Below are 23,916 nucleotides of genomic sequence, written 5' to 3'. Positions count from 1 at the left end.
TCGCATCGCGCTTTGGCAGCGGCGGCACGAGAGGATCGGATGGATATCCAGTTCACGGAAGAGCAGGAATTGTTGCGGTCCAGCGTGCAGCGGCTGCTGCGTGACCGGTATGACTTCGACGCGCGCCGCAAGATCGTCGCGAGCGAGGACGGCTTCAGCCGCAAGCATTGGGCCGCGTTCGCCGAGCTCGGCCTGCTCGCCGCGCCATTCCCGGAGGCCGCCGGCGGCCTCGGCGGCGGCCCGCTGTCGACCATGATTATCATGCAGGAGTTCGGCCGCCATCTCGTGGTTGAGCCGTTCGTCGAGACGGTTGTCGTTGCGGGTGGCCTGCTCGAGCAGGCGGGTTCAGACGCGCAGAAACAAGCCTACATCGCCGACATCATCGCGGGGACCAAGCTGTGGGCATTGGCGTGGACCGAGAGGGGCGCGCGCTTCGATCTCGCCACGGTCACTACCGCGGCCCGACGGGAGGGCAACGACTATGTCCTCACCGGCGAGAAGACGGCGGTGATGGCCGCGCCCTGGGCGGATTATCTGATCGTCTCCGCCCGCACCTCGGGCCACCGTCATGATCGCGGCGGCGTCAGCCTGTTCGTGGTCGATCGCCGCGCTGCCAACCTCGATCTGCAGAGCTTCAAGACGATCGATGGCCGCCGGGCGGCCGAGATCAGCCTGCGCGGCGTACACGGCGAGCTGCTCGGCCGGGAAGGCGAGGGCGTCGCCGCGCTGGAAGCCTGCCGCAACCGGGCTATCGGCGCGCTCTGCGCCGAGGCGGTCGGTGCGATCGGCGAGCTGAATGACGCGACACTCGACTACTCCAAGACGCGCAAGCAATTAATCGGCGTCACGATCGGCAGCTTCCAGGTGCTGCAGCACCGGATGGTCGACATGTTCATCGCGCATCAGGAGGCGTTGTCCCTGATGCAGCATCTCAGCCTCAGCCTCAGCCTCAACGACGATGAGGCCGGCATCTCCCGGCTGGCTTCGGGCGCCAAGTCCAAGATCGGCTATGCCGGCAAGTTCGTGGCTGATCAGGCGGTGCAGCTGCACGGCGGCATGGGCATGACCGACGAGCTCAATGTCGGCCACTACTTCAAGCGGATTTCCTCCATCAACATCCAGTTCGGCGATCCCGCCTACCACGTGCTGCGCTATGCGCAGCTCGACGCGGTCGCCTAAGCCAGAGAGGCAAGCATGTCACAGGATGCAGTCATCGTTTCCACCGCGCGTACCGGCGTAGGCAAGGCCTATCGTGGCGCGCTCAACAACACCGACGGCCCGACCCTGGCCGGCCACGTGATGGCCGAGGCCGTCAAGCGCGCCGGCATCGCGCCCGGCGGAGGTCGAGGACGTGGTGATGGGCTGCGCCATGCAGCAGGGCACCATGGTGATGAATGTCGCGCGCAAGGGCGCCATCCGGGCCGGACTTCCCGTCACCGTTGCCGGCACCACCATCGACCGGCAATGCGCCTCCGGGCTGCAGGCGATCGCGGTCGCCGCGCGTTCGGTCATGCTCGACGGCGTCGAGATCGCGATAGGCGGCGGCATCGAGTCGATCAGCCTGGTGCAGAACGAGCACATGAACAGGTTCCACGCCGTCGATGACGAGCTGATGGCGATGAAGCCCGAGATGTACATGTCGATGCTGGAGACGGCGGAAGTCGTCGCCGAGCGCTACGGGATCGGCCGCGACAAGCAGGACGAATACAGCCTGGAATGCCAGCGCCGCGTCGGCGCCGCGCTGCAGGGCGGCCGCTTCAACGACGAGATCGTGCCGATCACGACCAAGATGGCCGTGGTCAACAAGGACACCAAGGAAGTGAGCTTCCAGCAGGTGACGCTGGCCAAGGATGAAGGTCCGCGGCCGGATACCACGGCGGACGGGCTCGCCAAGATCAAGCCGGTGTTCGAGGGCAAGACCATCAGTGCCGGCAATGCCAGCCAGCTCTCGGACGGTGCTTCGGCCTGCGTGATCATGAGCGACAAGATCGCCGCGCAGAAGGGGCTGAAGCCGCTCGGTATCTTCCGCGGTTTCGTCGCCGCCGGCGTCGAGCCGGATGAGATGGGGGTCGGCCCGGTTGCTGCGATCCCGCGGCTGCTGAAGCGGCATGATCTGAAGATCGACGACATCGATCTCTGGGAGCTCAACGAGGCCTACGCGGTGCAGGTGATCTATTGCCGCGACAAGCTCGGCATCGATCCGGACAAGCTGAACGTCAATGGCGGCTCGATCGCGATCGGCCATCCCTATGGCATGACCGGGGCGCGGCTCACTGGCCACCTCCTGATCGAGGGCCGGCGGCGCAAGGCGAAATACGGCGTGGTGACCATGTGCATCGGCGGCGGCATGGGCGCGGCGGGCCTGTTTGAAATCGTCCACTGACCGGAAACGCGGGAGAAACTTGTGAAGACAGCAATCACTGAACTGTTCGGCATCCAGCATCCGATCATCCAGGGCGGCATGCACTATGTCGGCTTCGCCGAGATGGCGGCCGCGGTGTCCAACGCCGGCGGCCTCGGCATCATCACCGGCCTGACCCAGCGGACGCCGGAGCTGCTGGCGAACGAGATCGCGCGCTGCCGCGACATGACCGACAAGCCGATCGGCGTGAACCTCACCTTCCTGCCAAGCTTCACCGCGCCGCCCTATCCGGAATATATCGCTGTTATCCGCGAGGGCGGCGTCAAGGCGGTGGAGACCGCGGGCCGCAGCCCGGAACAGTATATGCCGGCGCTGAAGGCAGCCGGCATCAAGGTGATCCACAAATGCACCTCGGTGCGGCACTCGCTGAAGGCCGAGAAGATCGGCTGCGATGCGGTCAGCGTCGACGGCTTCGAGTGCGGCGGCCATCCTGGCGAGGACGACATCCCGAACATGATCCTGCTGCCGCGCGCGGCGGACGAGCTGACGATCCCGTTCGTGGCCTCGGGCGGCATGGCGGATGCGCGCAGCCTCGTCGCCGCGCTGTCGATGGGCGCTGCCGGCATGAACATGGGCACGCGCTTCATCGCGACCAAGGAAGCGCCGGTCCATGCCAATGTGAAGCAGGCGCTGCTCGATGCCGACGAGCTCGATACGCGCCTGGTGATGCGGGCGCTGCGCAACACCGAACGGGTGCTGAAGAACAAGGGCGTCGATGAGCTGCTCGAGATCGAGCGCGACAAGGGCGCCAAACTGAAGATCGAGGACATCCACGAGCAGGTCGCCGGCGTCTACCCGAAGGTGATGATCGACGGCGAGATGGATGCCGGTGCCTGGAGCTGCGGCATGGTGGTCGGCCTGATCCACGATATCCCGACCGTCAAGGAGCTGATCGACCGCATCATGACCGAGGCGGAGCAGATCATCCGGCAGCGGCTGACCGGCTTCCTCGACGGCAAGTTTGAAACCACGGCGGCCCGCGCGGTCGCCTGACGGAGAGTGCCATGACCGAGCATGTCAAAGTCGAAATCGCTGCCGGCGTCATGACGCTGACCCTGCAACGGCCCGAGAAGAAGAACGCGCTGACCGGGGCCATGTATGACGCGATGTCGAACGCGCTGAAGCAGGCCGAGGCGGATCCAGCCGTCCGTGTGATCCTGTTCCAGGGCGATGGCGACAGCTTTACCGCGGGCAACGACCTGGTCGACTTCGCGAGCCAGGCGCGCGGCGAGAGCGCGGTCGATAGCCCCGCCCATCGCTTCATCGAGACCATCAGCCAGGTCGGCAAGCCGCTGGTCGCAGCCGTGCAGGGCAATGCGGTCGGCGTCGGCACCACCATGCTGCTGCATTGCGACCTGGTCTATCTCGCCGAGACCGCGCGGCTGATTACGCCCTTCGTCAATCTCGCTCTGGTGCCGGGAGGCAGCGTCGAGCTGGCTGCTTCCCTTAAGGATCGGGCATGCGCGCGCCTATGCGATGTTCGCGCTCGGCGAGCCGATGGACGCGGCGGGCGCGCTGGCGTCCGGCCTCGCCAATGCCGTGGTGCTGCAGGCGGATCTGCGCAAGAAGGCGCATGACGCGGCGGTCGCGCTGACCAAGCGGCCGGCCGGTTCGCTTGGCCTGACGAAGAAGCTGATGCGCGAGCAGCAGCGGATCGCGGCGCAGATCGCTGAGGAAGGCGTGTTGTTCAAGCAGCGCCTGACGACACCGGAGGCGCGCGAGGCCTTTGCCGCGTTTGCCGAACGGCGCCAGCCTGACTTCACCAAGCTGTCGGCCTGACCGGCAGCCGAACTCACGGACACATCGAGGGAGCGAAAGCATGCGCGTCGTCGGCAGCCATCAATATCCCAGCATGGAATCCGTGATCTACGGCAAGCCGGCAGCCGAAGCGCTGCGCGAGGAGGCCGAACGGCTGGGCGCGAAACGCGTCTATCTGATCGCCAGCCGCACGCTGAACACCACCACCGACGAGATCGAGAAGATCCGCAAAGGGCTCGGCGATCGCCATGCCGCGACCTTCGACGGCGTGCCGCAGCACACGACCCGGGATGTGGTGACGCAGATCGCGCGACAGGCGAGCGAAGCCAAGGCGGACCTCGTCGTCGCGATCGGCGGCGGCTCGGTGGTCGATGCGGCGAAGATCGTGCTGATGTGCATGGAGCATGCGATCTTCGAACCGGCGGGGCTCGACGGCTTCGAGACCACGCCGGACCGCCGGTTTGGGCCGTTCCGGAACCCGAAGGTCCGGATGATCGCGATCCCCAGCACGCTCTCGGGCGGTGAATACAATTCCGGCGCGCTGGTCACCGACACCAGCCGCAAGCTGAAGCAGATCTTCAATCACCCGATGATGATGCCGCGCAGCATCATCCTCGATCCCGCGATCACAAAATATACGCCGGAGAAGCTTTGGCTAGGCTCCGGCACGCGCGCGATGGATCACGGCATCGAGGCGATCTGCTCCAGCCGGCCCAACGTGCTGGTCGATTCGGTGTGTCAGCAGGGACTGCGCTATCTGCATCACGGCCTGCTGCGCACCAAGGCCAATCCCGACGACGAGGCAGCGCGGCTGAGCTGCCAATTGGGCTCGTGGCTGTCGGCTTTCGGATTGCAGTCGCGGGTGCCGATGGGCGCCAGCCACGCCATCGGCCATGTGCTCGGCGGCACCTGCGACGTCCCGCACTATTTCTGCACGGCGGTGATGATGCCGAGCGTGCTGCGCTACAACCGTCCCGCGACGGAAACGGCCCAGCAAGCGATCGCCGCCGCGCTCGGTGCGCCGGGACATGATGCCGGCGAGGCATTCGCGGCGTTCATCGCGGAGCTCGGCCTGCCGCGGCGGCTGGCCGATGTCGGAGTCGGCGAAGACCGCTTCGAGCTGATCGGCCGGAACGCCATGCTGTCGATCTTCACCCGCACCAACCCGCAGCCGATCCGCGAGCCCGGCGATGTCGTCAAGATCCTGAAACTGGCCGCCTGAGGCAACAGCATCTGGAGCAGCCCATCATGGCCGCCTTGCGCATCTTCTCCTATCTGCCGAACCCGCGGGTCTGGAAGGCAACCATCGCCGCGCGGTTCTGCGGCGTCGACGTCGAGGTCAGGGGCGCCTCCGGCAAGGAATTGCGTGACTGGCTGTGGGATTACGATGCCCGTCCGCTGGCAGAGCAGGAGCGCGCTGAGCTCGCCTCGCTCGCGCGAGCCGGCCGGGTCGGACTGACCGGCGCGCAGCTCTTCAAGACCGATGCGTTCATGGCGGCGCAACCGTTCGGCAATGTGCCGGCGGCGTTCGGTGCCGACGGCAAGGTCGGAATCTTCGAATCGAACAGCATCATGCGGGCAGTGGCGCGGCTCGGCGAGGCGAAGTTCCCGCTCTACGGACGTGACGCCTATGAGGCGTCCAGGATCGACAGTTTTCTCGATGCCAGCCTGGTGTTTGCGCGGGACTCGCAGATCTATCTGCTCGCGCTGTCGGGCGGCACGGTCGATGCGGCCATCCATGCCCGCGCCAAGGATGCGTTCGCGATCTATGCCTCGGGGATCGAGCAGGCGCTGTCGCCACGGCGAGAGGCGCTGGTCGGAAACGGCATCTCGATTGCCGACATTTGCCTTGCCGCCGAGCTTGCGCTGTTCATGAATGAGCATGCGCGGACCGAGCAATTGCGCGAGCAGGGGTTGGAGAGAATTCTGCACCCGGGGGTGCAGGATGCGTATCCGCTGATGTTCGCTCACTTTGCCCGGCTGGTCGAGCACGCGCATGTCAGGCCGGATCTCAAGCCCTACGTCGAGAAGCTGCTGGCGAAGGCGGCCGCCTGATCTTGAAATCTGTTGGCTGCTACGCGGAGGATTGACTGCATGACCGCACCCGTCTGTCTGATATCCGGCGTCGGGCCCGGCACCGGTTCGGCGCTTGCCCGGAGGTTCGCTGAAGGCGGCTATCGGGTCGCACTTCTCGCCAGGAACGAGGAGCGTCTCGCCGCGCTCGAGAAGCAGCTGCCGGGTGCAAAGGCCTATCGATGCGATGTCTCCGACCCGGTGCAGGTCGAGACGGTGGCATCGGCCGTGGAGCGCGATCTCGGCAGCCCCGGCGTTGTGATCCACAATGCCGTCGGCGGGGCGTTCGGCACGTTCCGCGAGATCGATCCGCAGATTCTCAATCGCAACTTCCAGGTCAACACGATGGGCCTGTTGTACCTGGCACGGCGGTTTGCTCCGGCGATGATCAGCGCCGGCAAGGGCGCCATCGTTGCGACCGGCAACACCTCGGCCTTGCGCGGCAAGGCCGGTTTCGCCGGGTTCGCGCCGACCAAGGCGGCGCAGCGCATTCTGGCCGAGGCGATGGCGCGCGACCTCGGGCCGCAGGGCGTCCACGTCGCCTATCTCGTGATCGATGCGGTGATCGATCTGGAGTGGACGCGGAAGCGCTGGCCGGAGCGGCCGGACGATTTCTTCATCAAGCCGCGCGCGATCGCGGACGAGGTCTGGCACGTCGCCCATCAGGACCGCAGCGCGTGGTCGTTCAACGTCGAGATCAGGCCGTTCGGCGAAGCCTGGTAGGCGCCGCTCGGCGCCGCAAGAGCCGGTCTATTCATAAGCGTTCAGGGGGAGTTCATGTTGGTGAAGACGTTTGCTGTGTCCATCGCGATGCTTGCGGCCGTTGCTGTTACTGCGGTCCGCGCGGAAACGCCCGGCGTCTCGGAGTCTGAGATCAGGATCGGCGCGACATTCCCGTTCAGCGGCCCGGCATCCCCGCTGAGCAATACCGGCAAGGGCCTCATCGCCTACGTCCATTCCATCAATGATCGCGGCGGCATCAACGGCCGCAAGATCAACCTCATCACCTATGACGATGCCTATTCGCCGCCCAAGGCGGTGGAGCAGACCCGCAAGCTGATCGAGAGCGACGAGGTCGCGTTCCTGTTCAGCCCGCTGGGGACGCCCGGCATCGGCGCAACCATCAAATATGTGACCGCGAAGAAGGTGCCGCACCTCTTCGTCGTCAGCGGTGTGACCAAGTTTGCGAACTTCGCCGAGTTTCCGCTGACGACCACCGGGCTGCCGAGTTACAACACCGAAGGAAAGATCTACGCCAGGTACATTGCCCAGACGGCGCCCGACGCGAAGATCGCGATCCTCTACCAGAACGACGATCTCGGCCGTGACTTCGTGGCCGCGTTCAAGGAAACCCTGAAGGGCGAGTTCGACAGGAAGGTGGTGACGTCTCCTTATGAGGTCACCGAGCCCACCATTGAATCACGCGTGGTGACGCTGAAGGCGTCGGGCGCCCAGGCGTTCCTGATCGCCGGCACGCCGAAATTCGCCGCGCAAGCGATCAAGAAGGCGAGTGAGATCGGCTGGACGCCACTCACCATCGTGAATTACGTGTCGAGCTCGGTCTCCTCGACCATCGTGCCGGCCGGAGCGGACAAGGCGGTCGGTGTCGTCGTGGCGACCATCGCGAAGGATCCGAACGACAGGAAGTGGGCCGACGATCCCGGCATCAAATGGTATCGCGCTCATTTCGAGAAGTATCTTCCGGGTGCCGATATCGGCGATAGCAATTATCTGTTCGGGACCCAGCAGGGCCAGATCCTGGAGCAGGTGCTGAAGCAGTGCGGCGACGACCTGTCGCGCGAGAACATCGTGAAGCAGGCGCGCAACATCAAGGGACTTGCGCTGCCGACGCTGATGCCGGGCATCACGGTCAACACGGGACCCGACAACAGCATGGCCTATACGCAGCTTCAGCTGCAGCGCTGGACGGGGAGCTCCTGGGAGCAGTTCGGCGGCGTGCTGAGCGCCGAGCCGAACTGAGCCGTCGCAAGGATAACTAACGCGTCGTGCTAAAGCGTGATGAGATCAAGTCGAGTTGGAGCGGCATCGGAGGCCCACCTCTCCTTTGGGAGAGGTCGGCGCGAAGCGCCCGGGTGAGGGGTTGCGGTCTCTCATTGGAACTGCGGCCCCTCACCCGATTTGCTGCGCAAATCGACCTCTCCCCGGTGGGGAGAGGTGACCCGAATCCGGGGCCAAAACCCGATTCAACCTAACCCCATCCCGCTCTAGCAGTTTACTGAAAAATCCAAGGAATTGGGCGTTTGTTCTGTCGCGGGTGCCATTTTTGGGATGATTTGTTTGAGAGTTTGAAGCGCTTTGGTGGTCTGAACGCCAAGTTGGCTACGCTGCAACCAGTTTGGGGATGCGGATCAGGTTGTAGGCGATCAGATTGAGCATGAAGTCGGCAGCGACCCGAGCGATGCCGCGATGTTTGGTCTTGCGCATGGTGCCGTGCTGCTTGCCCCAGCCGAAGATGCACTCGATCATCGCCCGGCGCGATTGCGACATGCCATAGCCCGGATGCCGCGTGGTTCGTTGGTCGATGGCGCTGTTGCGGGTCTTGCCGGTTTTGGTGACGGCCTGGTTCTGCGTCACATGCGGTGTCACGTTGATGGCGCGAAGATTGGCCACATGATCGACCGTATCGTACGCTTTGTCCTCACCGGCCGTGATGCGGCAGCCGGCAACTTTGCCTCTCGCCTTCAGCATGATCTCCGAGGCTCGGCGTTCGGCGGTGCCATTGGCGTGCGTGACCATGCCGGCTACCGCCAGCCCATGCCGGTTCTCCATGGTGGCGTGGCCCATATAGCAGAGCTTCGCCTCCCGCCCGGCAGCCTTGCGATAGAGCCGGCTGTCGGGGTCGCTGGTACTCGCATGGGTGTCGTTCTTGCGCTTCTGGCCGTGGAAGTTAGCGCCGTCGTCGTCATCACCGCTGCCGTCTTTGGGGCGAAAGCTCTTCTGTGATGCCCAGGCTTCGATCAGCGTTCCGTCCACCGAGAAATGCTCGTCCGACAATAGTGGCTTGACTTGCGGATGGTTCAGAAGCCGGTTCATGAACGTCGCAAACACCTCGCCGTTCTGCAGCCGGTCGCGGTTCTTGGTGAAGGTGGTCGGGTCCCAGACGGGGGCGTCCGGCGAAAGTCCTACGAACCAGCGGTACAAAAGATTGTAGTCCAGTTGCTCCATCAACTGGCGTTCCGATCGAATGCCGTAGAACACCTGCAGCAACATTGCGCTCAGCAATTGCTCCGGAGGGATCGAGGGCCGTCCTTCGCTCGCGTAAAGCTTCCCCAAGTTACGGTTCATCTCGCCCAGCACATCGCGGACGAGCCCTCGGATCTTCCTCAGCGGATGGTTCGGAGGTACCCGTGCCTCCGGCGAGATGTACGAAAACAACCCGCCTTGATCCGCAAAATCGCCCCGCATGCGAGCCCCCGACGATTCATGATAGATAATTGAATCATCAACCGCAGCCCTTTGCGAGGGCTTTTTCAGCAGACTGCTAGAGGAGCCGTCGTGCGATCGGCTTCGCCAGCGTACCATGCCAGCCCCATTGCGATGATTGGTCGTTCGATCGCAGGCTCGCCAGAAACGCCGTAGTCTTCGGCTGGACCCGCGAGCCGTCGATCACCTCGAGCTGGCCACACCGGTTGAGCGTGTGGAGCTTGCGCCCGCTCCATAGCGGCCCGGGCTTGAGCAGATGCCGAACGGCCTGCTTGTAGGTCGTTGGCGACAGTTCGAGCACTTCTGCAAGTCCGAGCGCCGCGCCGTATCCGTTGGTGCAGTCCTGCACCGGCCGCCACAGCTTTCCATCGACGGTCACGAAGTTGCCGGCCGGCCGCGTGGTCGCGCGATCCATCAGGATCGGATTGGCCGCATGCGGTTGCCAGGGGCCGAGCAATTGCCCGGCGTAGTAGATCGCCAGCGTGTCGGAATAGCCGCCGGTGCCGTCGCGCCAGGCTCCGAACATGTAGTGCAGGCCGTTGTGCTGCGTGATCGTCACGTCGGCAAGTTCGAGGCCGGACAGCAGCGTTGAGTGCCGCTCCCACTTGTCCGGAAAGCGGATGCATTTGTAGATCGGAACGTCCCGATGCGCGGTGCTTTCCGGGATCATCCAGAGCTCGCCGCCATCCTCGATCAGGAACGGGTAGGACAGATGCCAGGGCTCTTCGAGCACGGGCATCACCGTGCCGATCGGCCCGCTGCCGTCGAATTCGATCGCGGAAATGATGCCCTTGCCGGTCCGGTGGTCGAGGTCCTCGAAGAAGACGAACGTCCTGCCCTGCCATTGCACCGGAAACGGATCGGCATAGAAGTGGTTACCGGGATCGCCGAGCACGTTCCAGGCAGGTCCCGACAGGTCGCCGGTGCGCCAGGTATCCGTATTCCCGGCGAAGCGCCAACCGACATGCCAATGCGGCGCGTAGCAGCACAGGCGATAGATTTCCTTCGCGATCGAAGTCGCCACGCCGCGCACGACAAAGGGCGCTGGATTTCGCAGCTCGCCGCCGCTCGCCGGAGCAGCCAATTGCGGCACCAGCCGCGGAGCTCCTGACAGAATCGGCGGCAGCATCGACAGCGTGCGTGCCATCACCGTTTCGAGCCCGCCGCTCAGGCCGGCCGCGATTTCCGCGGAGGGATGGCCGCGGTCCATCACCGAGCCGTCGAGCTCATTGACGATTTCGATCACCGGCAGATCGCCGGCGAGAATGGCCGAAAGTAGCCCACTCTCCCCCGCGTGCCCATTGAACCGCGGACGGAGATAGAGCTTGGCGGAGCAGCCAGGATCCCGTGTGGCAGTGGTGAAGTCGACCACCACGTCGGGCTCGCCGGCGCGCGGACGCTCCGGGATCGCCTTCAGCCGGTCGGCGCCGCCGGTCTTGCCCTTGCGCAGGACGATGCGCTCGAGCTCGAACAGCATGTCGAGGCCCGCGGGTCGAGGCTCCGGCGTCGTGGCCCAGGCGATTTGAACGGGAATATCCTGATCGTTGACGCGCAACGACTCGCGGCACATCCAGAGCCGTGGCTGCGCGCGGTCGCAGCGAAACTCGATAATCATGGCCAGCCCAACTTCCTAGTGCGCGTCCGCGCCCACGGCGTCGCCGAGAATGCGGACGTATTCCCCTATCATGGCATCCAACGAATAGCGCGACTTCAGGCCCACGGCGCTTTGCCGCAGCTGGTCGCTCAACACACGATCTGTCAGGACCTTCGATACGGCGGCCGAGAATTCGGCCTCGTTCGAAGCGTCAACGAACACCGCGGCAGGCTGTCCCTGGTAGGACAGCACCTCGCGCAGCACGGGGAGATCGTTGACGACGCAGGGAATGCCGGCGCCCGCGGCTTCGACCGCGGCAAGGCCGAAGGTTTCGGCCTGCGTGGGGAATACGAAGACGTCGAGACAGGCCAGGAAATCGGCCATCTGGCGCGGTGCAATCTCGCCGATGAGGTGCAGCCGGTCGGAGACATCAAGCTCGTCCGCCAGGGCCCTCAGCCGCCCTTCATCCGCGCCCTGGCCGGCGAGCGCAAGGTGCCAGGATGGATCGGCAACCAGCAGGCGAATGGCCGCATCGAGCCGCTTGTGCGGGTGCAGCCTTGCTGCACAGCCGAGCAGGGTACAGTCCGGCGGCAGCTTGAACTGTTGCCGCGCAACGTCCTTAGGCAGGCTGTGCGACTTGTCGTCGAAGCCGTGCGGGACGTGCTTCATGCGCGATCGGTACGGAGCCGGATAGCGCGCATATTCGCGCTCCATGTCCCGCGAGTTCAGCGTGATGCAGTGGAAGAAACCGGTAGAACCCATGATGATGTCGGCAGCGCGCACCGGCATGCTCATCGACAGCGCCGAGGATACCTGGTTGGCGATCACGGGGGCGCGGCTGACGAGGCGCGACACGACTCCGCCGATCACATTGCCGAAGTGCTGGAAAGTCAGGACGACGTCGGGCTTGATGGTCCTGAGATGACCGGCGAGCGCCCACAGCATGCGCAGCAGGGCCACCGGGTTTCCCGGACGGGTCTGCGCGCAATAGAACGTATTGGGCGGCTCGTCGAACGAATCCGATTTGCGGAAGAAGAACAGGTTGGCGACGTCGTAGCCGCGTGCGGTGAGGCCGGCGCCGAGCAACCGCGAGATCTCCTGCGCGCCGGCGTTCTCGGCCTGGGTCTGCACCAGGACAACACGAAGCTTTCGCTTGCTCTCGTTCGGTCGATCGCGTGATGCGGTCGATGCTTCGCGCAATTCTGTGCTTGGCGTGTGCTGGAGCACGGATTCCTCACCCGTTGAAGGGGTGGATTCGTCCCCTGCATTTTTGCGCGCGTAACTATCACGCGAAGCGCGCTCGTGCATCGAGTAGCGTGTGTTGAGGTTACTGCTCATTTAGCAATCAGACATGTGTCGGCAATCGAGAGCTATTATCTCACAGATAGGGTACAGCCGGCTCGTTAACTAATTGGTTACGGCAACGCAAAGAGGGGGTAACCGGCGATTAACCATAGATATTTACGTTGGAGCAGTACTGTCAGTTGAAGTCGAGTCAGAGCCCATGAAGTTCGGTAGCCGGATAGGCCCGAGACGTTCCGAAGTCACGGAACCCGCAGCGTCGTGGGAAACTGCTGGCGTACCGGCTGGCCAATCCTCGGCGGAAACCACCAAGGGCGTGCTTAGCATTCCGGGTGTGTTGGCTTTTTTTCGCGAGAAGGGTCAACGCATCTTGATGCTCGCCGCGGTCATCTTCGCGGTCGGTGTCATCCTGTTGATGTTGATCCCGGCGCGTTACGCCGCGACGGCGCTCGTCGTACTCGATCCGCGCGAGCAGCGCGTGACCGCCGACCAGGACGTCCTGCCTGGGATCGGTCAAGATGCCGCAGCTCTGCAAAGCTACGTCGAAATCGCCAAATCCGATGGATTTCTCGGGCCGCTGATCGATCAGCTCAAGGTCGCCGAGGACGGCGACATCGCCGGCGGCAGGACCGACGCCACGCGCCTGCTCGACCGGTTTCGCAACCGGCTCGATATCTCGAGGCGCGGGTTAACCTATGTTATCGCCATCAAGTTCACGTCCAACAGCCCGCAGCGCGCCGCGTACTACGCCAATGCGGTGGCCGAGGCGTTCGTCGCCAGCCAGCGCGGGACGCGCAGCGTGGCAACCGACGAGGCCGCCGACTGGCTGAAGAGCCGGCTCAAGACCTTGAACGACCGGCTGCGGTCATCGGAAGATGCCGTTGCCAAGTTCAAGCTCGAGCACCGGATCGTCAACGCGGGCAAGGAATCCACCACGCAGCAATTGCGCGTCACCGACCTGACGCAGCAGGTTGCCGCGGCGCGCGCCCGTGCCGAGGAGGCCAAGTCGCGCTATGAGCAGCTGCAACGCGACCTGAAGGCCAATGTCGACGGGCCGGTCAAGCAGGACCTGCTGAGCGCGCTGCGCGCCCAGCGCTCCGCGCTCAACGACCAGATTGCCCAGAAGCGCGGCGTGCTCGGCGATCGTCATCCCGACCTCGTGATGGCGCTCAGCCAGTTGAACGATCTCAACCGGCAGATCGAGATCGAGCGCAAGAAGAACATCGACACCGCGAAGTCGGAATACGAGGCGCAGCGCGACCAGCAGAAGGCGCTCGAAGACCAGCTGAAGGCGGCCGAGCAGCAGATCCTTGTCGACGGTCAAGCGCTCGTCAAGCTGCAGGAATTGCAGCGCGATGCCGATGCCAACAAGAATATCTACGAGCAGTTCCTGTCGCGCTACAGGACGACCGACGAGCAGCGCGGTCTTCAGAACTCGCAGACCAAGGTGGCATCGCCCGCGACGCCGCCGGTGCGTTCGACGCTTCCGCCGCTTCCTCTGCTGCTCGTCGCGCTCGCGATCGTCTCGCTGCTGACGTCGACGGCGATCGTCGCCGTGCCCGGTCTGGATCTGAAGCAGCTCCCGATCAAAAGTATTCCGCTTCGCCGCGCCGAGGCGCCCGCACCGGCCCCGGCATTGCCCTCGGCCGCGCCGCAATCTGCGCTGCCGCCGGGCTTGCCGGTGCTGGCCCGCATTCCCAACATGGTGTCGTCAGATGCCGTCAGGAGTGTGTGGCAGACCCCGATTTCGACGACGGCCGAGCCCGATCTCAGTCCGCATCTTCAGTTGCTGATCGAGAACATCGAGCAGCTTCCGGGTGAGCACGGCAAGGTGGCGCTGCTGCTGTCGGTCGAGACCGGTGCGGGCGGCAGCACCGTCGCACGGTCGCTCAACCGGTCCGCCGTCAAGAACGGGATGCTTAGCGTCCTGATCGAGATGGAAACCAGCCGCGCCGAAGCCGCGCCGCCGCAAGGCTCGGGGATCATCAAGGCCGATCTGCCTTCGGTCGTCGAACTGCTCGGCGCCAGCAGCAAGGCGCCGCCCTATCCGCAGGACGACATCCGCGCCGATTTCGGCCTGATCATCGTCGACGCATCGTCGCTTGCCATGCAGCCGGCCGCGGTCGCGCTGGCCGCCCAAGCCGACCTGGTGATCCTGGTGGTTCGCGAGGGCGCTGCCAACCCGGCTGCGATCGGCAAGGCGCGGACCGATCTGTCCAGGTTCGGCTCGGTCCCGATCGCGCTCGTCATCAATCGCGTGGCGGCCAATGCCGCGGTCAGCAACCCTCAGCGCGAAGCCGTGGGATTGGCAAGCTGAAGATCTAAATTCTTGTTTGATGGGTTTTCTTCACGCGAACCGGCGTCCACTTCGCTTGAAAACGCTCTAGTCCTTGCTATCCGCAACGCGGACTGCGTAAGCGCCGGCCTTCGACGACGCGAGATGCGACAACACCAGGATTGACGGGTCGACGCCGGTCCGCCGGCGGCACAGCACATTGAGTGCGACGGTGGCGAGCACCAGGGAAACCGTCGCCGAGATCGCCGCCCCGAGCACGCCGAGCCAAGGGATCAGCACGACGAATCCGACCAGTCGCAACGCTACGTTGGCGGCGACAACCGGAACATAATCGCGCTCATGCCCCGTCAGCTGCAGGACCGCGGCCGACGGGCCGCCCGCCGCCTGCAAGGCCGTCCCGATCGCGAGCACGATCAACACCCACTGCTGCGCGGCGAAATGCGGTCCGAACAGGCCGAGCAGGTAGGGAGCGCCGACCCAGACGATGACGAGCCCGCTGAGCACGCAGAGCGCGGTCACCTCGGCCATCAGCTTCAGCGTATGTTCGAGCTCGCGGTGATTCTTGCTGAAATACAGCGACGGCAGCCGGCGCGCGCCGAACGTGTAGAGCGCGGCGGAAAGCATCGCGAAGATGTTGGCCAGACGCGAGGCGGCGAAATAGACGCCCGCAGTGGCCGGATCCAGCATCCAGTAGACCAGGATGACGTCGAAATACTGGTTCGCCGCTTCGAGAATCGAGGCGAGCCAGAAGCGGAACGCACTGCGGTTCCAGCGCGACGTCTCGAAGCGCGCCGTGACCGCGCGCAGGTTCGGCAGCACGCGCACGATCGACACGATCTGCACGACCAGCCCCAACGCCATCGCGACCGTCATCGCGGCGAACAGTTCGGCGGGGGTGAGCTGGCGGTGGCCGAACAGCGCCGCGATCAGGACCAGGACAATGGCAACTCGCCAGAAGAATTCGCGATTGCCTTCGCCCATCAGGATGCTGACCAGCGATCGTGCGATCTGGCTGCCGAGCATCAGCCCGGCATTGACGGCGGTGAACGCCGAGACCGAGAGGATCAAGAGCCACCATTCGCCGCGAATGCTTGCCACCGCGGCGATCGCGGCGATCGAGATCAGCATCCCGATCGCCGAGTACTTCAGGCTCGACAGCAGCACGCCCTTGGTCAACTCGGCCTGGCCGCGCACCTCGTACTCATTGAGGAAGCGAACCAGCAGCAGCTCCTGGCCGACCAGGCCCACGACCGCGGCGATCTGGGCGACGGAGAGCAAAGTTGCGAAGTCTCCGAACGCGTCAGGCGTCATCGTCCGCGCCGCCAGCGAGAACAGGGCGAACGCGAGCCCGCCGCTGCCAACCTTGAGCAGGATGGTCCCGGCAACGCCGCGCGTGACATCGCGCCGTAGCATTTGAAGAACGGAGGCAATCACAAGCGACGTCTCAATATCCTGTCAGGCTGCTGACCTTAGCAACCGGTGAGGTCTGGAGTGTTAATGTTCTCTTGCTAAAATTCCGTTCCTTCCAACCGGGCTTGAGGCGCTACGGCCAATATGTCGCGCTGCTCCATTCTGGAACGCTGCCGTCCTCGCTGTGTCCAAACGGCGCAGATTGGATTTTCCTCCGGGCCCGGTTCGACAGCGTGGGCCGCGCTGGTTGAAGCCGCGTTAGCGCGTCAACGGCACCCGTCGAAGCGCCACGGCCTGGCAGTTGCCCTGCCGGCCCGCCGTGGAGCGGCCAAAACGTCAGTTTCATGACCGTATTGGCTGCAAGCCACATGCCGGGAACGGGCTGATCGCGGTGGGGGCGTTGTCGTTAACCTCGATAGTGGAACTCATCGTGTCCGTTGTGCGAGGCTGCAGGGCAGGCAAGGAAATTGCAGTTCCAGGCCAATTAGCCGTCGGAGCGGACAAAGATGATTGCCGAGGAAAGCATGACCCAGCCGATCGCAGCCTGCGAGGCTGAAACGATCGAAGCGGACGTTGCCATTGTTGGCGCCGGTTTGGCGGGCTCGCTCGCGAGGGCCGTCCTCACGCGTGCCGGGTATCGGGTCGTCCTGATCGACAAGCGCTCGATCCCGCCGGATGAATTCCGCGTCGAAAAGATCGCCGGACGGCAGATCGATATCTTCCGCCGCCTGGGCTTCATCGACGATGTCGAGGCCGTCGCCTCGTCCTATGACCGGGTGCTCAACATCAGGGACGGCAGACTGGTCGATATCGGCGTCGGTCGGTCCTACGGGGTTTCCTATGCCAACCTCGTCGACATGGCCCGTGGCCTGACGCCTGATACATCCAGCTTCCTGCTCGACCAGGTGACCAATGTCAGCTGCAGCGAGGATCGTCAGCAACTGACGCTGGCCTCCGGAAAACGCGTCGTCTCGCGCCTGGTCGTTCTGGCGACCGGCATGGCGGGCGCGCTTGGCTACAATCTCGGAATGCGGCCGGCAGATGATCGCCGCGCGCCATTCGGTGACGTTCGGCTTCACGATCGCGCGGCCGGATAACGCGCCATTCGGCTTCGACGCGCTGACCTGCTACGGCAAGGAGGCGGCTGACGGCGTCGACTATCTCAGCCTGTTTCCGATGTCTGGCGGCATGCGCGCGAACCTGTTCATGTTCCGCGATCCGACCGATCCGATCATGCGCGAGCTGCGCCGCGACACCAGGCGGACGCTGCTCCGTCTGATGCCGGGACTGGAGCGCTACCTTGGCGATTTCCAGATCGTCGGCCAGGTGCACAACTGGGTCATGGACTTGTCGGTGACCGGGGGCCATCTGCAGCCGGGCGTCGTGCTGATCGGCGATGCCTACCAGACCAACTGTCCTGCGGCCGGTACCGGCGTGAGCCGCCTGCTGGTGGATGTCGAGCGTCTCTGCACCGAATATGTGCCGCGCTGGCTCGAGACCGACGGCATGGGCACGGAGAAGATTGCGCAGTTCTTATTCCGATCGCGACAAGCTCGCCGCCGACCGGCATTCGCTGCAACTGGCGCGCTTCCGCCAGGCCTTGACCTCCAACACCGATGTGCGCTGGACCATGCAGCGGAAGCTGCACTTCCTGCGCCGCATGATTACGCATCAGGTGGACCGGATTCATCCGGGATGGATCATGCGCGTTCGCAGCGCGCTCCGCTAGGTGGTGTGGACTCTAAGGATTCCCTTTTAGGCGCAAATCAGATTCAAGACTGCTTTTGGGGAGGCAGTCTTGGGTGTGATGGACCGTTTGGTATTGAGCGACGCGGCTTGGGAGCGGATGGCGCCGCTGATCATAGGTCGCCCCGACCAGAAGGGCTCCACTGGGCGCGACAATCGGATGTTCGTGGAAGGTGTACTTTGGATTGTTCGCACGGGCTCTCCCTGGCGTGATCTCCCGGAGGCGTTCGGGGATTGGAACAGCGTGTTCCGGCGCTTCAGTCGGTGGAGCATCAAGGGCGTCTGGTGGCGGATCTTCGAGGCGATGTCCGATGATCCGGACTTCGAATATTTGATCGTCGATTCCACCATCGTCCGGGCGCATCAGCACGCCGCCGGGGCCAAAAAAGGGGGTCTGAAGATCAGGCGATCGGCCGCTCGCGCGGTGGCCTGAGCACCAAGATACATATGGCCGTTCGTGGCTTGGGATGTCCCGTACGGTTCGCGCTGACCGCAGGCCAGAAGGGCGATGCACCGCAAGCTGCCGCATTGATCGAGGGACTACCTGCCGAGGTCGTCATGGCCGATACGGCCTATGACGCCGATCATTTGCGCCAAGCCATCGCCGCCAAGGGCGCGCTCGCCGTCATCCCCAACAACCCGTCACGCGCACTCAAATACCCGCTGGACAAGCACCTCTATGCCCAGCGTCACCTCGTCGAATGCTGCTTCTCAAAGCTCAAGCAGTTCCGACGCGTCGCAACCCGCTTCGAAAAGACCGCCCGAAATTACCTAGCCGTCGTCACTCTCGCAGCCATCGTCCTTTGGATGCGGTAAGTGTCCACACCACCTAGAGCATCATCCGGAAAAGTGCGAAGCGGTTTTCCGAAAAGATCATGCTCAAACAAAGAGCTAATGCGCGATGACGATTCAACCTAATCTCATCGCGCCTTAGGCAGCAGTTAGGCTTTTCCCAGGCGGCCTTACCGCGTGCCGGTCGAGGTGCGGACCGGCCTGAGGTCGGTCACCCGCTTGGCGGCCTGCTTGATCCAGGGCGCCTGCTTCAGCGCAAACAGTGCAAGCGATCCGGCCGCGCTGCCGGCCTGTGTCACGCTCGACATCGGCGTGGGCTGGCCTCCGAACTGCATCTTGTAGGGTTCGTCACCGATGGTGAAATCCAGCACCCGGTCTCCGCGCTCGATGCAGTCTTTGGCGACACTCTCGAACGTCAGCGCGCCGATCGACTGGCTCTTGTATCCCTCGATGTCGAAAGCCGTCATGACGACGAGCAGGCTGCCGCGGTGCGCCAGCCCAAGGGCGGTGGCGATGACCTTGCCATCCATCTTCATGGCATAGAGCCGAGTAAACGAGCCCATGCCGCGAAGCGCCACGCTCGAGTAGAAATCGAAATATTCCGGACGCTGCAGCAGGTCACCGTCGCCGTGTGCCTGGAAACGCGGGCCGCGAAACTTCCTCATCACGTCCATGGCTTCGCCGATGGAAGCGCTGTCGTTGCAGCATGCGAAGGTGAGCGTGCCCTTCTTGTGGATCTGGCGCCATTTCTTTGCCAGTTCCTTTTGATAGGATTTTCCCAGTGCGTTGAGCTCCCATTGCTCGAACGGCGCGGACAGGACCGTCGCATAGGCATTGGTATCCATCAGACTGCGGTGAGGCGCCCCGAGCAGATTCTCGATCGGCATCCTTGCGTCGAGCAGCTTGGGAATGCGCAGCAGGTCGAATGGCCGGACCAGTTTGCGAAGCTGCTCGCAGGCCTGCCGGTCCACCAGCAGGTCGGCGAATGTCTTGGCGGGCGCAGACCGGCGACAAATAGTCGGACACGCGAAGGTCCGCGAATTCGATCGTGCGCATCGGGCCGCGCCGCACGCGGAGCAGCGGCAGCACGGCCGCCAGCGCCTTGTTGGTGCGATGACGGACGACGACGACCAGCGGCTTCGCTGCCGCGGCGGGAGCGAGCCTGCGATAGAGGCTGTCGAGCCATAGCGGATGCTGGAAGGCGGTCGCGTCCGAGCCTTCGAACAATGTCGCGTATTCTTCAGACAGGAAGTCGAATGCGTCGTCGATGCAAACATCGAACGCGTCATCATTCTTATTCATGTGAAACCAAACAAACGGGTTTTCAAAGCGCCGGTCGAGCCGCCGTGATCTGCTTATAGCAAAGGCTGATGATCTCGGGCACCGGGAGATTACGATTTGTATTAATGTAGTCCCTTGACCTTTGCGCAGTGTTGCTGCTCAAACGTCGCCGGCCTTGCGGAATCCTGTGTGATGCTGTCGCTCCGCCCAGCGCCGGCATCGTTAACAATCCCTTACGGTCCGTCTCGCACGTCGCGCTGCCGCGTGATATCGCATCCGTCTGGACCGGATATTGCAGTTAGGTGCACGTAAGCACTGGAGCCCCTGCTGAAATGTTGACTAACAGCCAAAAAGCTCGCGTTTCCGACGCAATCTCGCCCCTGCAGGCCGATCGCGAGCGGCCGCGGCGTCTCGATTCGGATATGGCTGCTCCAGCTGTCCGGATTTGCAACACTTCGAGCGCCGGGCGGCTGGCTTCCTCGACGGATGTGCTAGCCGAATCAACGATGCCGAACGGCATGCTGGAGCGGCGCACCAATCCTGTCGGCAGGGCTGCGACCGCCAGGGTTGCCCGGGCGACGATCGGCGGGCTGCGGCTCGCCGTGCTCGATCGCGAGCAGACCGCGGACTTCATGGTCGAGGCGGTGTATCCGAACCGGCGTATCAATCGGCCGCTGTATCTGACATCAGCCAATGGCGAGGTGTTGTCGCGCTGCTCCACCGAGCCGATGACCGACCGGCTGTTCCGTGCCGCCGACCTGATCAATGCCGACGGGCAGCCGCTGGTCATGGTGTCGAAGCTGCGGTCGCCCAACCCGCTTCCCGAGCGTGTTGCGACCACGGATTTGTTCCACAACGTCGCGCGCAAGGCGGAAGAACTCGGGCTGACCTTCTACCTGTTTGGCGCGAACGAGGCCGAGAACAAGGCGGCAATCGCCAATGTCCGCCGGGCCTACCCGGCTCTCAAGATCGTCGGCCATTCGCACGGCTATCTGCGCGGCGACGCGCTTCGGGCCAAGGTGGATCAGATCAACGCTCTTGCGCCGGACTTTCTCTGGGTCGCGCTTGGCGTGCCCTACGAGCAGGCCTTCGTCGACGAATTCATGTCGCGGCTTGGTAATGTCGGCGTCATCAAGACGTCGGGCGGATTGTTCAACTTCCTGTCCGGATCGCGGCCGCGCGCGCCGAGATGGATGCAGATCGTCGGGCTCGAATGGGCCTGGCGTCTTTGGCTCGAGCCGCGCCGGCTGTTCTGGCGCTATCTGACGACCAATCCGCACGCTCTCTATCTGCTGTTCAACCGGACCCGGTCCTCGGCGACCAGGGACTGAATCCGTACCGAGTGCAATGTGCCGCTCCGATCCACCGGAGCGGCGAGCTCTTCAGTGAGCGGAGTACAACTGATATGGACGGTCGAGCAGTCGATAGCTCGGTCTGGCAGACGCCGGGCGTTGATGCGGAAAATTTCGCGCGAACCGTCGTCAATTGGTCGATCACCGTCAACGTGATCATGTCGATGGGGACGTTCCACCCCGCGCTGCTTCCGACCGAGGTAACGCTGGTTCAGCAGGCCGTCGCCCTGCTGATGTGGGGCGTGCTGATCTATGCGAGCCTGTTCGTGCGTCCCTGCCTGCGCCTGGCGTTCAATCTCGACACGCTTGTGATCGTCGCATTCTATGCGTTTGCCACGCTTTCGGTGTTCTGGACCAATCTGGACGCGGCGGCGCTGATGAAGGCCGGGGCGCTCGCGATCACGACGCTGGGCGCGTTCTGCATGGTCAGCCGCGTCGACATCGACGACATCGTGAAGGCGACCACCCGCGGCCTCCTCGTCCTGATCGCGGGCTCGGCGTTTTGTGCGGTCGCACTCCCGGACATCGGCGTGGACCAGACCTGGATGCATAATGGGCAATGGCAGGGCGTCTTCGAGTCGAAGCAGACCCTGGGCTTCGCCGGTGCCTATCTCATGTTCTTTGCCTGTTATCGAAAGATAACCGGACAGGGATGGCTGCCGTTCCTCGTGACGTTCGCACTGGCCTCGACCTGCGTCGTCTTTTCGGAGTCGCGCGGCGCCGGCGCCTTGTCGCTGGTCGCCTGTGCGCTGTTGCTGACCTCCTTGTGGTCGGTCAGCTGCATGCGGGTCTACGCGGTGCTGCCATGTGCCATGTGCGTCGCGGCCGCGTTGCTGATGCTGTACTTCTACACGACCGGCTACGGCTCGATCCACGTGTTCGACACGACGATCAATTTTACCGAAAGAACCTTCATCTGGCATTACGCCATCAGCCATTTCGATGATGCGCCGCTATTCGGATTTGGCATCAACGGGTTCTGGACCAGACCGGAGATCTACGACTATTTCAACCAGAACCACGGCTGGGTGCTCGACAATTACCACAACGGCTACATCGCCATTCTCGTCGAAACCGGATTCCTGGGCTATTTGCTGTTCACGGCGAGCGTCCTTCTGTTTTCCTACAAGATGCTCTGCCTGATCGCGGAGCGGGCGATCGACCGTCTGCATTGCGCGCTGATCGTCGGGTTCGTCTTCCTCAACTGCCAGACCAATTTTACCGAAACGGTCTTCCTGCGTTCGACGATGTTCACATCGGTGCTGCTGATCGCCTTTTTCTTCGCCGCTTGCCGCTCGTTGCCGTCGTCGCGCCTGCAGCTGCGCGAGCTGGAGCCGTCATGACCGCGTTTCGATTTGTTCCGCAAAGAGCCTTAAGCGTGCTGCTGGCGGCGGCGCTTTCTGCCGTGCTGATCTCGCCCGCGCGTGCGGCCGGGCAGGGGGCATCTGCGGACGTCGCGGCGTTGGGGCGCGGCATCAATATTCTTGGCTATGACGGCATCTGGCAAGGTTACCCGAACGCGCCCTTTCGCCTGGAAAACCTCACCGCCATCCGCAAGGCGGGCTTTTCACACGTCCGGATCAACTTCTTCGGCTTCAAGCACATGGATGCCGGCAACATCCTGGATGATGCCGTCTTGCGGCGCCTCGATGCCGTGATCGAGCAGGTGCTGGCGAGCAAGCTGATCCCGATCCTCGATGAGCACGACACCGATCTCTGCCAACGCGACGTGCCGGAATGCACGGCGAAGCTCAAGGCGTTCTGGCGCCAGATCGCATCGCGCTACGCGGGCAAATACCCGGCGCTGGTGTTCGAGATCCTGAACGAGCCCGGTGGGAATATGACGTCGGCCGAGTGGAACGCGCCGGCTGCTCGGCGAATGCCTGGCCATCGTCAGGGGAACGAATCCGACGCGCGATGTCGTTGTCGCCGTCCTGAACACCGAGGAGCTGCCGGTCGAGCAGCTGACGCTGCCGGCCGGTGACAGGAACCTGATCGTCACGTTCCACTATTACCTGCCGCTGCAATTCACCCATCAAGGCGCGCCGTGGTCGGCGACTTTCTCGAAAATCGGCCCGTTGAGTTGGGGCTCCGCGGAGGACGAAGCCAAGGCCGCTGCCGATTTCGACAAGGTCAGGTCCTGGTCGAAGAGGGAGCAGCGCCCGATCTATCTCGGCGAGTTCGGCGTCTACGAGCGTGCGCCGGTGGAGAGCCGGGCGAAGTACCTGTCGTTCGTGGCGAGGCGCGCTGAAAGCTTCGGCTGGGCGTGGGCCTATTGGCAATTCGATCACGATTTCGCGGCATTCGACGGCGCCCGGCAACGCTGGAACAGGGACATCCTCCGCGCGATCATTCCGCCGGTTCGATGAACCCTTGCGGCCCATGCGCGGCCCCTGATGCAGGATCGCGCAGTACGCCATGCCTTGCCTTGCATGGCCCGAGGAAT

The 23,916-nt window shown here is 63.7% G+C and carries 17 protein-coding genes and 3 pseudogenes; 15 read left to right on the top strand and 5 right to left on the bottom strand.

Going from position 1 to position 23,916, the window contains the following annotated elements; translation table 11 throughout:
* The first annotated feature begins 39 nt into the window (after positions 1-39).
* The 9 genes and pseudogenes from ACVWW1_RS22955 (at position 40) to ACVWW1_RS22915 (ending at position 8,233) form a co-directional block, all read left to right on the top strand.
* On the top strand, positions 40-1,179 hold the full coding sequence (locus ACVWW1_RS22955) for an acyl-CoA dehydrogenase family protein (RefSeq protein ID WP_456657526.1): 1,140 nt from the start codon (positions 40-42) through the stop codon (positions 1,177-1,179).
* Between the two features lie 15 nt (positions 1,180-1,194).
* Positions 1,195-2,383: pseudogene (locus ACVWW1_RS22950) on the top strand (acetyl-CoA C-acyltransferase).
* A 21-nt stretch (positions 2,384-2,404) separates the two neighbouring features.
* Positions 2,405-3,415, top strand: coding sequence for an NAD(P)H-dependent flavin oxidoreductase (locus ACVWW1_RS22945; RefSeq protein WP_456657525.1), 1,011 nt, complete (start codon positions 2,405-2,407; stop codon positions 3,413-3,415).
* A gap of 11 nt (positions 3,416-3,426) precedes the next feature.
* Positions 3,427-3,999: an enoyl-CoA hydratase-related protein gene (locus ACVWW1_RS22940; RefSeq protein WP_456657524.1), complete on the top strand. Its 573-nt coding sequence runs from the start codon at positions 3,427-3,429 to the stop codon at positions 3,997-3,999.
* Entirely contained in the window at positions 3,899-4,201 is a 303-nt protein-coding gene (locus ACVWW1_RS22935) for an enoyl-CoA hydratase-related protein (RefSeq protein ID WP_456657523.1), read from the top strand. Before ACVWW1_RS22940 ends, ACVWW1_RS22935 begins: the two co-directional genes overlap by 101 nt.
* Positions 4,202-4,241: 40 nt before the next feature.
* On the top strand, positions 4,242-5,402 hold the full coding sequence (locus ACVWW1_RS22930; RefSeq protein WP_456657522.1) for an iron-containing alcohol dehydrogenase: 1,161 nt from the start codon (positions 4,242-4,244) through the stop codon (positions 5,400-5,402).
* Positions 5,403-5,428: 26 nt separating this feature from the next.
* Positions 5,429-6,235 (top strand): glutathione S-transferase, encoded by an 807-nt coding sequence (locus ACVWW1_RS22925; protein ID WP_456657521.1) that lies wholly within the window; start codon positions 5,429-5,431, stop codon positions 6,233-6,235.
* 39 nt (positions 6,236-6,274) lie between these two features.
* Complete coding sequence (locus tag ACVWW1_RS22920) at positions 6,275-6,976, top strand: SDR family NAD(P)-dependent oxidoreductase (RefSeq protein ID WP_092116696.1); 702 nt, start codon at positions 6,275-6,277, stop codon at positions 6,974-6,976.
* A 54-nt stretch (positions 6,977-7,030) separates the two neighbouring features.
* Positions 7,031-8,233 carry an ABC transporter substrate-binding protein gene (locus ACVWW1_RS22915; protein ID WP_456657520.1) on the top strand — a complete coding sequence of 401 codons (1,203 nt, stop codon included), beginning with the start codon at positions 7,031-7,033 and terminating at the stop codon, positions 8,231-8,233.
* Between the two features lie 360 nt (positions 8,234-8,593).
* On the opposite strand, the gene ACVWW1_RS22910 is transcribed toward ACVWW1_RS22915, so the two are convergent.
* The 3 genes from ACVWW1_RS22910 to ACVWW1_RS22900 all read right to left on the bottom strand — a co-directional run bounded on the left by ACVWW1_RS22910 (position 8,594) and on the right by ACVWW1_RS22900 (position 12,629).
* Complete coding sequence (locus ACVWW1_RS22910; RefSeq protein WP_456655252.1) at positions 8,594-9,679, bottom strand: IS5 family transposase; 1,086 nt, start codon at positions 9,677-9,679, stop codon at positions 8,594-8,596.
* 76 nt (positions 9,680-9,755) lie between these two features.
* Complete coding sequence (locus tag ACVWW1_RS22905; RefSeq protein ID WP_456657519.1) at positions 9,756-11,312, bottom strand: glucosamine inositolphosphorylceramide transferase family protein; 1,557 nt, start codon at positions 11,310-11,312, stop codon at positions 9,756-9,758.
* 15 nt (positions 11,313-11,327) lie between these two features.
* Positions 11,328-12,629: a glycosyltransferase family 4 protein gene (locus tag ACVWW1_RS22900; RefSeq protein ID WP_456657518.1), complete on the bottom strand. Its 1,302-nt coding sequence runs from the start codon at positions 12,627-12,629 to the stop codon at positions 11,328-11,330.
* Between the two features lie 166 nt (positions 12,630-12,795).
* Between ACVWW1_RS22900 and ACVWW1_RS22895 the strand changes: the two genes are divergently transcribed.
* Positions 12,796-14,910: a GumC family protein gene (locus ACVWW1_RS22895; protein WP_456657517.1), complete on the top strand. Its 2,115-nt coding sequence runs from the start codon at positions 12,796-12,798 to the stop codon at positions 14,908-14,910.
* A 66-nt stretch (positions 14,911-14,976) separates the two neighbouring features.
* Here ACVWW1_RS22895 and ACVWW1_RS22890 read toward each other — a convergent pair whose 3' ends face one another.
* Positions 14,977-16,302: a lipopolysaccharide biosynthesis protein gene (locus ACVWW1_RS22890; RefSeq protein ID WP_456657516.1), complete on the bottom strand. Its 1,326-nt coding sequence runs from the start codon at positions 16,300-16,302 to the stop codon at positions 14,977-14,979.
* Between the two features lie 503 nt (positions 16,303-16,805).
* Here ACVWW1_RS22890 and ACVWW1_RS22885 point away from each other — a divergent pair.
* Positions 16,806-18,028, top strand: a pseudogene (locus ACVWW1_RS22885) (FAD-dependent monooxygenase).
* A 69-nt stretch (positions 18,029-18,097) separates the two neighbouring features.
* A protein-coding gene (locus ACVWW1_RS22880; RefSeq protein WP_207832802.1) for an IS5 family transposase occupies positions 18,098-18,861 on the top strand; the annotation gives its coding sequence in 2 pieces (ribosomal slippage) (positions 18,098-18,433 and positions 18,436-18,861; 762 coding nt in all).
* Positions 18,862-19,007: 146 nt separating this feature from the next.
* Here ACVWW1_RS22880 and ACVWW1_RS22875 read toward each other — a convergent pair.
* On the bottom strand, positions 19,008-19,808 hold the full coding sequence (locus tag ACVWW1_RS22875; protein WP_456657515.1) for a GNAT family N-acetyltransferase: 801 nt from the start codon (positions 19,806-19,808) through the stop codon (positions 19,008-19,010).
* Positions 19,809-20,636: 828 nt separating this feature from the next.
* Here ACVWW1_RS22875 and ACVWW1_RS22870 point away from each other — a divergent pair.
* The 3 genes and pseudogenes from ACVWW1_RS22870 to ACVWW1_RS22860 all read left to right on the top strand — a co-directional run bounded on the left by ACVWW1_RS22870 (position 20,637) and on the right by ACVWW1_RS22860 (position 23,839).
* Positions 20,637-21,449, top strand: coding sequence for a WecB/TagA/CpsF family glycosyltransferase (locus tag ACVWW1_RS22870; RefSeq protein ID WP_207840308.1), 813 nt, complete (start codon positions 20,637-20,639; stop codon positions 21,447-21,449).
* 74 nt (positions 21,450-21,523) lie between these two features.
* Complete coding sequence (locus ACVWW1_RS22865) at positions 21,524-22,813, top strand: O-antigen ligase family protein (protein ID WP_456657514.1); 1,290 nt, start codon at positions 21,524-21,526, stop codon at positions 22,811-22,813.
* Positions 22,810-23,839: pseudogene (locus tag ACVWW1_RS22860) on the top strand (glycoside hydrolase family 5 protein). The gene ACVWW1_RS22865 and the pseudogene ACVWW1_RS22860 overlap by 4 nt, the downstream one beginning before the upstream one ends.
* The last annotated feature ends 77 nt before the right edge of the window (positions 23,840-23,916 follow it).

This window comes from Bradyrhizobium sp. JR3.5, assembly GCF_054057015.1.
The sequence above is the reverse complement of the archived record's forward strand: the minus strand, read 5'-3'. Positions and strand labels throughout refer to the sequence as shown.

Excerpts from the sequence above, each read along its gene's own strand:
- ACVWW1_RS22905 (WP_456657519.1), bottom strand. The coding sequence starts at position 11,312 with ATGATTATCGAGTTTCGCTGCGACCGCGCGCAGCCACGGCTCTGGATG.
- ACVWW1_RS22900 (WP_456657518.1), bottom strand. The coding sequence starts at position 12,629 with ATGAGCAGTAACCTCAACACACGCTACTCGATGCACGAGCGCGCTTCG.
- ACVWW1_RS22940 (WP_456657524.1), top strand. The coding sequence starts at position 3,427 with ATGACCGAGCATGTCAAAGTCGAAATCGCTGCCGGCGTCATGACGCTG.
- ACVWW1_RS22910 (WP_456655252.1), bottom strand. The coding sequence starts at position 9,679 with ATGCGGGGCGATTTTGCGGATCAAGGCGGGTTGTTTTCGTACATCTCG.
- ACVWW1_RS22895 (WP_456657517.1), top strand. The coding sequence starts at position 12,796 with ATGAAGTTCGGTAGCCGGATAGGCCCGAGACGTTCCGAAGTCACGGAA.
- ACVWW1_RS22865 (WP_456657514.1), top strand. The coding sequence starts at position 21,524 with ATGGACGGTCGAGCAGTCGATAGCTCGGTCTGGCAGACGCCGGGCGTT.
- ACVWW1_RS22930 (WP_456657522.1), top strand. The coding sequence starts at position 4,242 with ATGCGCGTCGTCGGCAGCCATCAATATCCCAGCATGGAATCCGTGATC.
- ACVWW1_RS22920 (WP_092116696.1), top strand. The coding sequence starts at position 6,275 with ATGACCGCACCCGTCTGTCTGATATCCGGCGTCGGGCCCGGCACCGGT.
- ACVWW1_RS22915 (WP_456657520.1), top strand. The coding sequence starts at position 7,031 with ATGTTGGTGAAGACGTTTGCTGTGTCCATCGCGATGCTTGCGGCCGTT.
- ACVWW1_RS22935 (WP_456657523.1), top strand. The coding sequence starts at position 3,899 with ATGTTCGCGCTCGGCGAGCCGATGGACGCGGCGGGCGCGCTGGCGTCC.
- ACVWW1_RS22870 (WP_207840308.1), top strand. The coding sequence starts at position 20,637 with ATGCTGGAGCGGCGCACCAATCCTGTCGGCAGGGCTGCGACCGCCAGG.
- ACVWW1_RS22925 (WP_456657521.1), top strand. The coding sequence starts at position 5,429 with ATGGCCGCCTTGCGCATCTTCTCCTATCTGCCGAACCCGCGGGTCTGG.
- ACVWW1_RS22890 (WP_456657516.1), bottom strand. The coding sequence starts at position 16,302 with ATGCTACGGCGCGATGTCACGCGCGGCGTTGCCGGGACCATCCTGCTC.
- ACVWW1_RS22955 (WP_456657526.1), top strand. The coding sequence starts at position 40 with ATGGATATCCAGTTCACGGAAGAGCAGGAATTGTTGCGGTCCAGCGTG.